The organism is Shouchella rhizosphaerae, assembly GCF_036700015.1.
GTDB lineage: Bacteria > Bacillota > Bacilli > Bacillales > Bacillaceae_D > Shouchella > Shouchella rhizosphaerae.
The window spans coordinates 1,074,671-1,087,030 of sequence record NZ_CP144921.1 but is presented as its reverse complement, the minus strand read 5'-3'; the positions used below and the strand labels follow the sequence as shown (position 1 = coordinate 1,087,030).

Sequence of the window (12,360 nt, the reverse complement as noted above, 5' to 3'; positions counted from 1 at the left end):
CTTTCATCTAGTTGATTATAGCAAGACAATGTCCTTTACCCCTGTTCGCCCCATATCAAACTAGCGAGAAGGCGCTTGATGGAGTCAAGAGGCAGAAAAGGACAACAAACAAAACGCCTTGAAAAGGCAAAGGCGTTTTGTTTGTCAACCGTGTTTTTGTTATAACCCAGCTTCATATTGCAGTCGCTTGGAGAGCTCTCTAAACTGTTCTTCATCAAAACCAGGTGCGTATTCTTCAGGCACAGGGTCTAAATCAGGAATCTTACCGCCTTCTGGTGTCCCATCGACGACTTCTAATTCACCTGGAGGGCCAATCGGTGTCGGGCCAGACCAAATGCGGTTAAGCAATTGATAATCATCATCGCTGAAACGATATAGCTTACGGTGCACGCCCATTGCTTCGTATTTATGGGCGTGGTCGAATTTGCTATTATCCAAGTCTGGGACAGGCAGCAATTTCGTCATGTTGACGCCTGTGACTTCTTCGAGCGCCCGTGCATAAGCAACCGCGTGGACACTTCCTCGTACGAGCAAATAACCGATTAACTCCCGTGCGGTTTCATTCTCTGTCATTTGATAAACACGCATTTTATGGGTGCGGGCGCCGCATTCCAAATAAAAATTGTGGAGGAGGTCATTGACTAAGTTGCCACTCGAAAATACATTGTCGCCTGTCCATGGTTTGCCGCTTGAATCTGTCGGCAGCGCATTTTGACCGCCAAGCAAAAAGTTAAATTTGTTGCCGATGCCTTGAACTTCTTTAAGCGGGGCATGGTCGGGATTGGTGCTGCCATTGCCAACAGACCCGTCCAAACAGAGGTTGATTGTATTGGCGACAAGCTCTACATGGCCAAATTCTTCTGCTGTAATGCTCGCAATCAACTCATAAAAAGGGCGAAGCTTTTTTTTGCTGCGGAAATTAAACGATTGGAACATATAGTTGTTCAGCGTCGACATTTCGCCAAAGCGGCCGCCTAACAATTCTTGCACCACGCCAGCTGATTCTGGATCAGGTTCATTTAGTTCAGGCAAATCAATTTGCAGTTTATCAATACGCTTAAACAATGATATCCCTCCCGGCGAATATGGTAGTGTTCTTGGACTACCTACCCGGTACAGAAAATTTTAAACAGAAATGGCTCTTTGGAAATGACAAAAAAAAGCGTCCGGCAATGCGTATTGCCAGACGCGGGAGCCCCTAAGTCACTGCACATACTTCCCATAATCAGGAACAGCGATGCGTTCAAATTGCTGGTCAAGGACAGCGAGGCTGTCGCGAAGCTCTTGGCCGAAAAGAGGCAATCCATGGCCAGGAACGAGGACGGCTGGATCTAATGACCGGAGCTTTTGGACGGAGCGATGTGCCGCTGTCCAATCGGTGGTCCAGTAGCGGGGCGGACCTTGAATTTGTTGATTTTGGGTGATGACGTCAAATAACTCGTCTTGCTTCACAGTAATAATCGCATCTGCTGATAGCAAAGCTTTGTCCCGCTCACGGAAAAAGGCAACTTGACCAGGGGAATGCCCAGGTACGTGTAGCCATGTCCATTCATTCTCAAGGCCGTCGAAATCAAGTTTGTCTGGGAGTGGCTTAACATAGTCGTCAAGCTGGATCGGTTCATTTGGAAAGAAGCGGGATAGCTTGGCTACTAACCCTCCTTCGACAGTGGCATCCGGTTTCGGATAAGCTTTTTCGCCTGTTACATAAGGCAGCTCGTCGGGATGAATGTAGATAGGGACATCCCAATTTTGTGCTAAATCAAAAGCGCCGCCTACGTGGTCAAAATGGCCATGTGTTAATAGAATCGCTGATGGCGGGTTGCTTTCGCCAAACTGCTTGATGAGCGCCTCTGTAATCATGTCGCTTTTTCCAGGCATGCCTGTATCAATTAACACCCAGCCATGTGCTTTTGTAGGGTCGCCGATAAAACAAACATTGACAATTTGTGTTGTTAAACAGAAAAGTTTTTCCGTCACTTTTTGCATAAGCCCGCTCGTTGCCGAAGTCATCGGCAGTTTGATCGTATTCGGGGCAGTATGATTCCAGTCAACGATATCCATTGCTTTCCCTCCACAATTGTGATGCCTCTAGTGTGTACAAGAAAACAAAAACCATGTATCAGACTGGAGGTAAACCCAGCGTATCTAGTCATGGTCTGCCCACCAAAAATCGTTGCTCACTTGGATGTGCCCCATCACTCCTCGTTTGTTGAGTGATGGGGCACATTCCTTACAATTTAAAAATCGTTTTAATGTTGCCGTCTTCTTTTTGGTCAAATATCCGATAAGCGTCTGGGGCATCTTCAATGCCCATTCGATGCGTAATGATATCAGTTGGGTCAATCGTTCCTCTTTCAATCATGGTGTAAAGGGTGGGCATTAAATGGACAACAGGAGCTTGCCCCATTTTTAAAGAAACATTGCGTGTGAAAAAATCATTAATTGGGAATTGATTGGCTTCGGAGCCGTATACGCCGGTAATTTGCACCGTCCCGAATTTCCGTACAGCTTCGCTGGCAGTTACAATTGGCTGGATTGTCCCGAATTGGTTGTCCCCGCTAGAGCCAAATGTTTCTCCTGGTGGAACGGTGCCATCCATGCCTACGCAATCAATGACAACGTCGGCGCCGCCCTCTGTGTCTTCATAGAGCTGTTTGCCTATGTCAGGCGTATTGCTGAAGTTATAGGTTTCCACTAAGTTGGTCCGTTTTCCATGTTCAAGGCGGTGTGCGACTTGGTCAACAGCAATAACACGTTTGGCGCCATGAAGCCAAGCAAATTTTTGTGCCATTAAGCCAATCGGCCCACAACCTAAAATAATAACCGTATCGCCTGTCGAAACCCCAGCATGTTTGACGCTCCAATAAGCAGTAGGGATCACATCCGATAATAAAACAACTTGCTCGTCATCCAATTCACTCTCGGCCGGTAGCTTAAACGACGTAAAATCGCCATAAGGCACGCGCAAATACTCGGCTTGCCCGCCTGGATAATTTCCAAACTGCTCAGCAAAACCAAATAAACCGCCTGCATCCGAATGAGGGTTTCCGTTAGAGTTGTCGCACTGGCTTTCCATTTGGTGTTGGCAAAAGAAACATTCTCCGCAGCTGACGTTAAAAGGAATGACGACGCGGTCGCCCTTTTTTAACGACTTGACCATTGGCCCGACTTCCTCGACGATGCCCATCGGTTCATGGCCCACTACATAATCGGTTTCAGGCACGATGCCGCCGTGATACAAATGCAAATCCGATCCGCAAATACCACTTGCGGTAATTCTTACGATAATGTCTGTGTCTTGTTGAATGGAAGGTGCAGGTACTTCCTTTGGTTCCATCTGCATTTTGCCTTGAAAGGTAACTGCTTTCATCTGTGAATGCCCCTCCTTGTTTAGTATGTAAGGGGCTATTCCTTCTCTAACGGAGATTAAAACTTCCTTGGACAATCTAATAATAAAAGCGCCGCTGCAACACGATGCAGCGGCGCTTTTATTATAGGGTTACGATTTTCCTTTTCGCATGTTGAGCATTTGAAAAATAAAAACGACTAAAGCAACAATTAGCAACAGGTTAATGAGACCTCCGCCAATGTCAGCAATCAAGCCTAGCAGCCACAATACTAAAATAATGACAATAATGGTCCACAGCATCTTTTTCACTCCCATTTTTAACGTGTTTCGTTTTTTTAATCTTTCCCTAATCGGTCATTGTTAAACATCGAAAGGGCGGTGTGGAACGAAGAGGCTATGGTATAGTGAAAATAGTTATGAGTAAAGGAGTGGCACAAATGGGAGGACTAGCAGGAAAACATGTGGCCTTAACTGCTTCGCGGAAAACGGAAGAAATGGAGGCGCTTTTACATAAGCAGGGGGCAACGAGTGCCGTCCGTTCGTTGCAAGGCACGGTCATTCAAGATCAAGAAACCGTGACAGAAGCGATAATCTCAGGGCTTGCTACACAGCCCGATTGGTTTATTTTTACGACTGGCATCGGTGTCCAGACGCTGCTCGCTTTTGCAGAGGAAGCAGGGGTAAAAGAGGCATTTATAAAGCAAGTTCGTTCTGCTCGCATTGCTGTGCGAGGCTACAAAGCGAAAAACGCGTTGTTGAAAGAAAATATACCTATGGATGTCGTGTCAGAGGATGGGACGACCGCACAATTAGTTGAGCAATTAAAGGAAATCGACTGGAACGGCCAAAAAGTTATTGTTCAGCAGTACGGTCTGCCTTCGCCAACGTTGGAACAGTTTTTAAAAGAGGGAAAGGCGATGGTGTCCGCATGGCTTCCCTATATCCACTATGCTCCGAAAGGAGAAACGATTGACTTGTTTTTAGAGGAGTTGCTCGAGAAAAAAGAATACGATGCCGTCTGCTTTACAACGGCATTACAAGCAAAGGCGCTATTTGCCAGAGCCAGTGAAACAGGAAGGCACGAGCAGCTTTTGCATATGTTTGCTGGACCGACAGTTGCATGCGCCGTTGGCAAAGTCACAGCCGAAGCTCTGTCAGAAGAAGGGGTCAGGCGTGTAATTTATCCTAAAAAAGAACGGATGGGCGCGATGATCATTGAACTAGGCAAGTTTTTAGAAGCGTGATGGTTGTGTATATGTTAAAGGGGGAGGACTATGTACGGGGATATTAAAGCCAGCATTGCTGCTGCTTATAACGAACATGTCCAAGAACGTGAAAAAGCCGTTATGGCAGGCTGGAAAATACAAGAACGAGAACGTTTTATGCAGCAATTAGCGAGCGAACATAAACAGGCATTGCTTGAGATTGGCTCTGGTCCCGGACACGATGGGCTGTTTTTCCAAACGCATGGAATGGACGTTTTTTGCGCAGATCTGTCTGAAGCCTCTGTTCGTCTTTGCAAAGCGAAAGGGCTTAAAGCTGAAGCGATGAGCTTTGAGCAGCTTAAGTTTGCTGACTGTTGCTTTGACGCCGTTTGGGCGATGAATTGTTTGCTCCATGTTCCAAAGCAAGAATTGCCCGCAATTTTGCTGGAAGTAAAGCGTGTGATGAAAAAGGATGCGTTGTTTTATGTAGGTGTTTACGGTGGTGAAGACTTTGAAGGTGTTTGGGAAGAGGACCATTATCAGCCAAAGCGGTTTTTTTCTTTTTATGAAGCTCAAGCGCTAAAAAACATACTTGCACGCTTTTTTTCTGTAGCAAGCTTCTCGGTTGTCACGCCTGAGATCATTGGCGGAAAGCTAGAATTTCAAGCGTTTGTCCTCCGTAAATAATAAGGTATAGCAGAAAATGAATAAAGTACGGTTTTGACCAGCTGTTCATGGCTGGTCTTTTTTGGGTAAAAAACAGGTTTACAAAAACAGGTGTTTACTGTATAGTTGATCACACGACTAATCAACCGATCAACAATAGGAGGAACGAGAATGTGAAGTCCATTTTTGATGATTCGAAGCCGATTTTTCAGCAAATATCAGAAATGATTGCCGACGATATTGTTGACGGCCAACTGCAAGAGGGAGATCAACTTCCTTCAACGACGGCCCTTTCTCAATTTTATCGCATCAACCGGGCGACTGCGCAAAAAGGATTGGCGGCGTTAGTGGACGGAGGATATGTATATAAACAACGTGGAGTTGGCATGTTCGTCGCAGAAGGAGCACGCGACAAACTTCTAGCTGAGCGTAAGCTTGACTTTCACCAACAGTACGTGCGCCCGATGCTGGAGGAAGCAAGGCGAATCCATTTACCAAAAAAAGAGATCATACGCTTGATTGAGGAGGATTATGATGATTGAAATGAACAATGTACACTTTTCCTATGGGGAGACCAAGGCGCTACAGAATGTAACAATCAACGAGAAAGAGCCGATTATTATTGGGCTTTGGGGCCGCAATGGCGCCGGGAAAACAACATTAATGAAGCTTCTGGCGGGATTAGAAAAGCCAGAGAGCGGCACGGTGCTTGTCAACGGAATTGCGCCTTACAATTATAGTGGGTCAATGAGGCATGTGGCCTATATGCATGAAAACCATCCGTTTTCAGAATTATGGAATGTCAGCGATGCTTTACGATTCGCTTCGTATTTTTATCAAAACTGGGACGGGGAATTAGCGAATGAACTAGTTGATTTATTTGAACTGCCACGCCACAAAAAAATCCGCAAGTTTTCAAAAGGGATGCAGACGTTGACGAAAATTGTCATCGGCTTGGCCTCAAAAACCCCTGTCACAATTATGGATGAACCAACGAATGGGCTAGATGCTGACATGCGAAAGCTTTTCTATGAAGTTTTGTTAGAAACGTATGAAGACCATCCACGGATGTTTCTGTTATCTACCCACCATATCGATGAATTAAAGCCTTTGTGCGAAAAAATCGCGATTGTCGATCAGAAAACGGTCATTCGTTATGAAGAAACCGAAATGTTAACGGTGCAAGGCATTTTGTTGACTGGGGAGAGAGCGGCCATTGAGGAACTAACAGCAGGATATAACATTTTAGAGGAACGCACTCTTGGAAATGTCGTGAATGTCATGCTTGATGATTCCTTTTCTGAAACATGGGCAGAGCGGGCAAAAGCAGCTCATGTGAATATTGAAAAGGCATCGCTTCAAGATTATCTTGTTTCTTTAACAAAAAATCAAAAGAAGGAAGTGCAGCAATGAACGCATTGAAAGGTCCTTTTCGTTTAATGTTTGAAGACATGCGAATGCAGTTTTATATTTTGACGAGTATAACTGTTGCATTGTGGTTGTTTTTTCTGGTGTTAGGAATGAGTGTAGACACATTTATGGGCACGTTGTTTGGCCCTTATTATGGCTTGTTTGCGATTTATCCGTTTTTAGTTTACAACAAAGGCTATGTTTACACGCTTGCACTCGGGGGGACAAGAAAGCAGTTTTTGTTTAGTATGCTAGCTGCCTCTGGCTTGTTTATTGTCATTTGCATGGCTGTGTTAAATGGTATTTACCAATTAAATGCGTTTTTGCTTAACCAAGGAGTAATCAATACACCCCTCTTTCATATGGGCGAATTAGTTGGTTCTGCCAATCCGTTGCTTTATTTCTGGGTTGATCTCCTTTGGTGTGTGTTTCTGTTTGGCGTTAGCTTTGGTATAAACTCTGTCTGGTTTTATTTTGGAACGGTGCGTTTTTTGTTAGGCTTAACTGGAGTTGCACTAGTTGTCATTACCTATTTGGCGTTTGCTGACCTTCGCACGTTGTTTACTTGGATTGTTGAAAACCATCTTGTCTTTTTACATGTTATTGGCGCAATTGGCTTCGCAGCTGCCGCTCTTTCCTATGTGATTATGAAAAATGGCCCACTTGAACGAGGCGGTGAGAGAAACTTCTTCTTTAAAAACAAAACCGTTCAAGACTAACGAGCTCGTATAGTGCAAAACATAAAATCCAAAGCGATTTGGCGAGTGCCTGCTTTGGATTTTATGTTCTCAACATGACAGCGATCAGGCTTTATGTTCGTAAAAAAAATGAAACCTATTCTCTTGTGGTTGCGTAAAGTTAATGGATGTCAAGCAGGTTAGCGGCACAATTGCACAATTCACGGAGCTCCTTAACGGTAGCCATTGTTGCCAACATGCCTTGAAAAATGATTTTCTTAGGCTCTTTTTTATCCAATTCAGCCTGCAATACAGATAGGGCGTCGAGGACTTCTTGCTTTTTTTCCTCTGAGATGTGCAAAGTCGGCAATCGTTTTCGAATCGCTGAAAGTGTTTGCTTAACTTGCTCCTTGGTGCTGCCTGAACAGGGCCAGTCTAACTGTTGAAGACTCTGTTCGGAGACGAACGGCTCTTCGCCCCCAGCAACCAGCCCTTCTGCCAAGTTATCGAGCCGCCTTAGCAAATAAGTTGCTGCCTTTTTAGGGCTAAGGGGATGTTTTGTAAGAAGCAGAAGCTTAAAAAGCGAATGACTCAGTCCTTCAAACAGCAGGATTAGGTCAGGAATATAGCGCTCCGCTTCCTGTCCGTAGATCGATAACAATGACCGCTTTTGCCAATTGTAGTGCTCGAGCTTTTTCTCGTACACAAACTGTCGCACCTCGTGGCTAATGGGCAGCACTTGTTCTTGAAAATGCATGATAATAAACTCTTTATGCTTCGAAACCTCGGCAAACAAAAATTCAATTTGTGTTTGAAATGCCCGCCTTGGCGTTAACTTTTTTTGTTCAATCCGGTCCAATAAAGTCGACATCTTTTCGTAATAGTAGCGGTAAATGTCGATAAGCAGCTTGTCTTTTGACTCAAAATGCAAATAAAAAGCACCTTTTGATATACCAGCCTCAGATGCGATTTCTTGAATAGACGTCGAAAAGTAGCCCTTTTCGGCAAATAAGTGAATCGCCGTTTCGATAATCGTTGTTTTTTTCTCGTTCATTCCTATTCCCATCCTCTCGGAGTTGCCATTATCGTAACAGATTAGATGGCCACAAAGCAATCAAAAATGACTGCTCAGTCATAAAAGGGGAATTCAAGCTGTGGTTCTGTAAATTTTTTTGTGTAAAATTGTTGGCACAGTTGTATTTTGACGTTTAATCAACTAAGATTAAGTGTATAAAATTGACCGGTCAGTCATGAGGCGACTGCAACATTTAGGAGGGGGAACATGAAACGAAAATATACATTGCTTATCGGCGGCCTCTGGACGAATCAAGCCACTACATATGTTCGAGAAATAACGAGAACACCACCCTATTCTTTAGAAGAAATTGTTTCACGTCTAAAATCAATCGGTGTCGACGCATCCGTTTGTGAAAGGCCGTTATAGAATAAGGGAGTGCAATTAGAGAGAAGGGGAGAATACGCTACATGAAATCGATTATTCAGTTTTCGATGAGTAATAAGTTTGCCGTCTGGCTGTTGACAGTTATGCTCATTGTCTTCGGTTTGTATGCAGGGATGACAATGAACAGGGAAGTGATCCCAGACATTGATGCACCAGTTGTTACGGTATCAGGCGCTTATCCTGGCGCTACGCCAGAAGAAGTTGCCAATGAGGTATCCATCCCGATTGAACAAGCGGTAGAAAATTTGGACGGCGTATCGGCCGTGAACTCGTCTTCTTTTGAAAACTTCGCTTCGATTCAAATTGAGTATGAATTTAGCAAGGAAATGGATGAGGCTGAAGCAGAGGCAAAAGAGGCGATTGAGCAACTTGAATTTGCAGATGGGGTTGAAGAACCAACTGTATCCCGTATCAACTTTGGTGCTTTTCCTATTTTAACGTTGAGCGTTTCTGAAGAAGGCGCATCGTTGACGGAGCTAACTGAGCGTGTTGAGCAGGACATCATTCCTGAGCTAGAGGGTTTACCTGGAATTGAATCTGTAACCGCTGCAGGCCAAGAAACAAAAGAAGTGCAGATTACTTTTGATGAAGAGGCACTTGCCGAACATGGCCTAGATGAAGAAACCGTTACACAATTGTTGGAAGCATCATCGATGCGATTCCCGTTGGGGCTTTATACATTTTCAGGTGAAGAACAGTCCGTTGTCATCGACGGCAAGGTGACTACACTTGATGACTTGCGGAATTTGCAGCTTCCGTCCATCCCTGCTGGTGGTGGGGCGCCAGAAATGGGGCAATTGCCTGAAGGCGGCATGCCTGAAAGTGAAATGCCACAAATGCCAGAGGGCGAAATGCCTGACGGAAGCGGGCCGATTGAAGGGCAACAAGGCATGGAAGGCGGAGAACTGACTGGAGAAATGCCTGAGCTTGCGCTTGAAACGATTGCGCTTGAAGATGTAGCTGACATTGAAGTTGTCAATGAGTCGAATTCGATTTCAAGAACGAACGGCCAAACGGCCATTGGGATCGAAATTGTTAAAGCTGGAGATGCCAACACAGTCGCAGTAGCGGACGAAGTAAAAGAAGCGATTGCTTCTTTTGAAGAAGACGGATTGTCACTATCCATTACAACAGACCAAGCGGAACCGATTGAAGAATCCGTTGCAACGATGGTAAACAAAGCGTTGTTTGGCGCGCTGTTTGCAGTCGCTATCATTCTGTTGTTTTTGCGGAATATCCGTACGACAGTCATTTCCGTTATTTCCATTCCAGTTTCGCTATTTATTGCTTTAATTGTGCTTCAGCAGTTGGACATTACTTTGAATATCATGACTCTTGGTGCGATGACCGTTGCCATTGGTCGGGTTATTGATGACTCCATTGTTGTTGTTGAAAATATTTTTAGGCGTATGGGATCAAAAGAAGAAAAACTGTCTGGCCGTGCATTAATCCAAGATGCAACGAAAGAAGTGTTTAAGCCAATTCTGTCCTCCACGATTGTCACAGCGGTTGTGTTCCTGCCGCTCGGGCTTGTCGAAGGAATGGTTGGAGAGTTGTTCCTTCCGTTTGGCTTAACGGTTATTTTCGCTTTATTTGCCTCTTTGCTTGTTGCTATTACAGTTGTGCCGATGATGGCAAATTCGCTCTTTAAAAATGGCGCACCTGAAAAACATAAAAAGCAAGAAGAAAAGCCAGGCAAGTTGGCATCTGGCTACCGGCGTCTACTGGAAGCGGCTCTTAACCATAAAATCATCACTTCGCTTATCGCTGTTGCCCTGTTAGTAGGCAGCTTGTTCCTTACACCTTTTGTCGGTGTAAGCTTTCTGCCAGAGGAAGAAGAGAAGCTTGTTTTTGCCACTTATTCGCCTAATGCAGGGACAACGTTTGAAGATGCAGAAAACGACGTCAATGCAGCCGAGGAAGTGCTCCTTGACAGAGAGGGAATTGACGTATTCCAACTTTCCCTTGGGGCGCAAAGCTCATCGATGGCCATGATGCAGGCAGGAGTTAATTCGGCGATTTTCTACATTCAATATGAAGATGATTTTGAAGGCTTTACACAAGAAAAAGAAGCCGTTGTCGAGGCGTTAGAAGAAGTAACGGAAAACGGCACATGGACTGGGCAAGACATTGCGACTGGAGGCGTAGGGTCAAGTGAATTTTCGGTAACGGTGTTTGGTGATTCGGAAGAAGACATTGAGCCGGCAGTTGAAGACATCAAAGCGCTTCTGGAGGAGCATGATGACTTGGCCGATCCTGAAACGTCTATTGCTGACCGTTACCAAGAGTACACGCTGAAAGTCGATCAAGAACGATTGAGTGAACTAGGCTTGACAACAGCACAGCTTGGCATGGCTCTGTACCAGGTCGATGACCATAACGCCGTAACGACAGTGGAAGCAGATGGGGAAGAGCTTGATGTGGTCATTGCGACAAATGAGGAAGAGTATGGCTCCCTTGAAGAACTAACAGATGTTGAAGTGGAAACGCAACTTGGTACACAAGTAGCGATTGCCGATCTGGTCTCAGTTGAAGAAGGTACATCTTCATCAACGATTACAAGAAGGGATGGGCAGATTTATGCGGAAGCATCGGCAAAAATTTTGTCTGATGATGTAGCTGGCGTCTCCACAACTGTTTTAAATGAAATTGAGAAATTAGAGCTTCCTGAAGGGGTTGACGTCCAAGTTGGAGGCGTAACCGCTGATATCGAAGAATCATTTACACAGTTAGGAATTGCCATGCTTGTAGCGATTGCGATCGTTTACTTTGTGTTAGTCGTAACTTTTGGCGGTGGACTTGCACCATTTGCGATTTTATTCTCACTGCCATTTATCGTGATTGGCGCCCTTGTTGGCTTGTTTGTGACAGGGGAAACCATTAGCATTTCAGTGTTGATTGGAATATTGATGTTAATTGGCATTGTCGTCACCAATGCAATCGTTCTGATTGACCGTGTAATCCATAAGGAAAAAGAAGGCCTTTCCACGAGAGACGCACTTTTGGAAGCCGGAACCGTTCGGCTGCGTCCAATTTTGATGACTGCCCTCGTTACGATTGGCGCGTTGATTCCACTTGCAATCGGTGCTGAAGGAGGCGGGCTCATTTCGAAAGGGCTAGGCATTACCGTCATTGGCGGTTTGACAAGCTCAACTTTGCTCACTTTGGTCATCGTTCCGATTGTTTACGAATTGTTAATGAAAATGCGCCGGAAACTTTTGCGCAAGTAGCACGATCGCCCTCTGGCTTATAAGCCAGAGGGTTTTTTCATCATGGTGCTTTTCCATATCATTCCTCGGATAGGCGTTTTTGCTGTTTGGCATTCTATAAGTACAAACCCAAGGAGGTGAAACGATATGGCAGACAACAGAAGCTCAAACAACTTGCTTGTTCCTGGTGTGGAACAAGCGCTTGACCAAATGAAGTATGAAATCGCGAGCGAGTTTGGCGTAAACCTTGGTGCTGATACCACTTCTCGTGCAAACGGTTCAGTAGGTGGAGAAATCACAAAACGCCTTGTGCAAATGGCTGAACAACAAATCGGTGGCAAGCAATTTTAATTCAATACACATGGCGTAGGCGGCTTACTAG

At 44.9% G+C, this 12,360-nt stretch carries 13 protein-coding genes; 8 read left to right on the top strand and 5 right to left on the bottom strand.

Going from position 1 to position 12,360, the window contains the following annotated elements; genetic code table 11:
- Positions 1–159: 159 nt before the first annotated feature.
- The 4 genes from V5G21_RS05685 to V5G21_RS05670 form a co-directional block, all read right to left on the bottom strand.
- The gene (locus V5G21_RS05685; RefSeq protein ID WP_011248254.1) at positions 160–1,065 is read right to left on the bottom strand and encodes a manganese catalase family protein; all 906 of its coding nucleotides are present in this window, start codon (positions 1,063–1,065) and stop codon (positions 160–162) included.
- A gap of 138 nt (positions 1,066–1,203) precedes the next feature.
- On the bottom strand, positions 1,204–2,061 hold the full coding sequence (locus tag V5G21_RS05680; RefSeq protein WP_095236579.1) for an MBL fold metallo-hydrolase: 858 nt from the start codon (positions 2,059–2,061) through the stop codon (positions 1,204–1,206).
- 169 nt (positions 2,062–2,230) lie between these two features.
- Positions 2,231–3,370: an alcohol dehydrogenase catalytic domain-containing protein gene (locus tag V5G21_RS05675; RefSeq protein ID WP_095317172.1), complete on the bottom strand. Its 1,140-nt coding sequence runs from the start codon at positions 3,368–3,370 to the stop codon at positions 2,231–2,233.
- Positions 3,371–3,499: 129 nt separating this feature from the next.
- The gene (locus V5G21_RS05670; RefSeq protein ID WP_153020492.1) at positions 3,500–3,649 is read right to left on the bottom strand and encodes a lmo0937 family membrane protein; all 150 of its coding nucleotides are present in this window, start codon (positions 3,647–3,649) and stop codon (positions 3,500–3,502) included.
- Positions 3,650–3,786: 137 nt separating this feature from the next.
- Here V5G21_RS05670 and V5G21_RS05665 point away from each other — a divergent pair, with 137 nt between their 5' ends.
- The 5 genes from V5G21_RS05665 to V5G21_RS05645 all read left to right on the top strand — a co-directional run bounded on the left by V5G21_RS05665 (position 3,787) and on the right by V5G21_RS05645 (position 7,349).
- Positions 3,787–4,593 carry a uroporphyrinogen-III synthase gene (locus tag V5G21_RS05665; protein WP_179291622.1) on the top strand — a complete coding sequence of 269 codons (807 nt, stop codon included), beginning with the start codon at positions 3,787–3,789 and terminating at the stop codon, positions 4,591–4,593.
- 30 nt (positions 4,594–4,623) lie between these two features.
- On the top strand, positions 4,624–5,241 hold the full coding sequence (locus tag V5G21_RS05660; protein WP_212929689.1) for a class I SAM-dependent methyltransferase: 618 nt from the start codon (positions 4,624–4,626) through the stop codon (positions 5,239–5,241).
- 152 nt (positions 5,242–5,393) lie between these two features.
- Positions 5,394–5,762 carry a GntR family transcriptional regulator gene (locus V5G21_RS05655; protein WP_212929690.1) on the top strand — a complete coding sequence of 123 codons (369 nt, stop codon included), beginning with the start codon at positions 5,394–5,396 and terminating at the stop codon, positions 5,760–5,762.
- Entirely contained in the window at positions 5,755–6,633 is an 879-nt protein-coding gene (locus tag V5G21_RS05650; protein ID WP_011248247.1) for an ATP-binding cassette domain-containing protein, read from the top strand. The genes V5G21_RS05655 and V5G21_RS05650 overlap by 8 nt, the downstream gene beginning before the upstream one ends.
- On the top strand, positions 6,630–7,349 hold the full coding sequence (locus V5G21_RS05645; protein WP_212929691.1) for a hypothetical protein: 720 nt from the start codon (positions 6,630–6,632) through the stop codon (positions 7,347–7,349). The genes V5G21_RS05650 and V5G21_RS05645 overlap by 4 nt, the downstream gene beginning before the upstream one ends.
- A gap of 139 nt (positions 7,350–7,488) precedes the next feature.
- Here V5G21_RS05645 and V5G21_RS05640 read toward each other — a convergent pair whose 3' ends face one another.
- Complete coding sequence (locus V5G21_RS05640) at positions 7,489–8,361, bottom strand: TetR/AcrR family transcriptional regulator (protein ID WP_011248245.1); 873 nt, start codon at positions 8,359–8,361, stop codon at positions 7,489–7,491.
- 228 nt (positions 8,362–8,589) lie between these two features.
- Between V5G21_RS05640 and V5G21_RS05635 the strand changes: the two genes are divergently transcribed.
- The 3 genes from V5G21_RS05635 to V5G21_RS05625 all read left to right on the top strand — a co-directional run bounded on the left by V5G21_RS05635 (position 8,590) and on the right by V5G21_RS05625 (position 12,329).
- A complete protein-coding gene (locus tag V5G21_RS05635; RefSeq protein ID WP_156323118.1) occupies positions 8,590–8,751 on the top strand; it encodes a hypothetical protein in 162 nt (53 codons plus the stop codon).
- A gap of 41 nt (positions 8,752–8,792) precedes the next feature.
- Positions 8,793–11,999, top strand: a complete 3,207-nt coding sequence (locus tag V5G21_RS05630; RefSeq protein ID WP_338465338.1) for an efflux RND transporter permease subunit — start codon at positions 8,793–8,795, stop codon at positions 11,997–11,999.
- A gap of 126 nt (positions 12,000–12,125) precedes the next feature.
- Entirely contained in the window at positions 12,126–12,329 is a 204-nt protein-coding gene (locus tag V5G21_RS05625) for an alpha/beta-type small acid-soluble spore protein (RefSeq protein WP_035203155.1), read from the top strand.
- Positions 12,330–12,360 lie beyond the last annotated feature (31 nt).

Coding starts and splice junctions, on each gene's coding strand:
- V5G21_RS05650 (WP_011248247.1), top strand. CDS start 5,755: ATGATTGAAATGAACAATGTACACTTTTCCTATGGGGAGACCAAGGCG.
- V5G21_RS05625 (WP_035203155.1), top strand. CDS start 12,126: ATGGCAGACAACAGAAGCTCAAACAACTTGCTTGTTCCTGGTGTGGAA.
- V5G21_RS05635 (WP_156323118.1), top strand. CDS start 8,590: ATGAAACGAAAATATACATTGCTTATCGGCGGCCTCTGGACGAATCAA.
- V5G21_RS05630 (WP_338465338.1), top strand. CDS start 8,793: ATGAAATCGATTATTCAGTTTTCGATGAGTAATAAGTTTGCCGTCTGG.
- V5G21_RS05675 (WP_095317172.1), bottom strand. CDS start 3,370: ATGAAAGCAGTTACCTTTCAAGGCAAAATGCAGATGGAACCAAAGGAA.
- V5G21_RS05660 (WP_212929689.1), top strand. CDS start 4,624: ATGTACGGGGATATTAAAGCCAGCATTGCTGCTGCTTATAACGAACAT.
- V5G21_RS05640 (WP_011248245.1), bottom strand. CDS start 8,361: ATGAACGAGAAAAAAACAACGATTATCGAAACGGCGATTCACTTATTT.
- V5G21_RS05680 (WP_095236579.1), bottom strand. CDS start 2,061: ATGGATATCGTTGACTGGAATCATACTGCCCCGAATACGATCAAACTG.
- V5G21_RS05665 (WP_179291622.1), top strand. CDS start 3,787: ATGGGAGGACTAGCAGGAAAACATGTGGCCTTAACTGCTTCGCGGAAA.
- V5G21_RS05645 (WP_212929691.1), top strand. CDS start 6,630: ATGAACGCATTGAAAGGTCCTTTTCGTTTAATGTTTGAAGACATGCGA.
- V5G21_RS05670 (WP_153020492.1), bottom strand. CDS start 3,649: ATGCTGTGGACCATTATTGTCATTATTTTAGTATTGTGGCTGCTAGGC.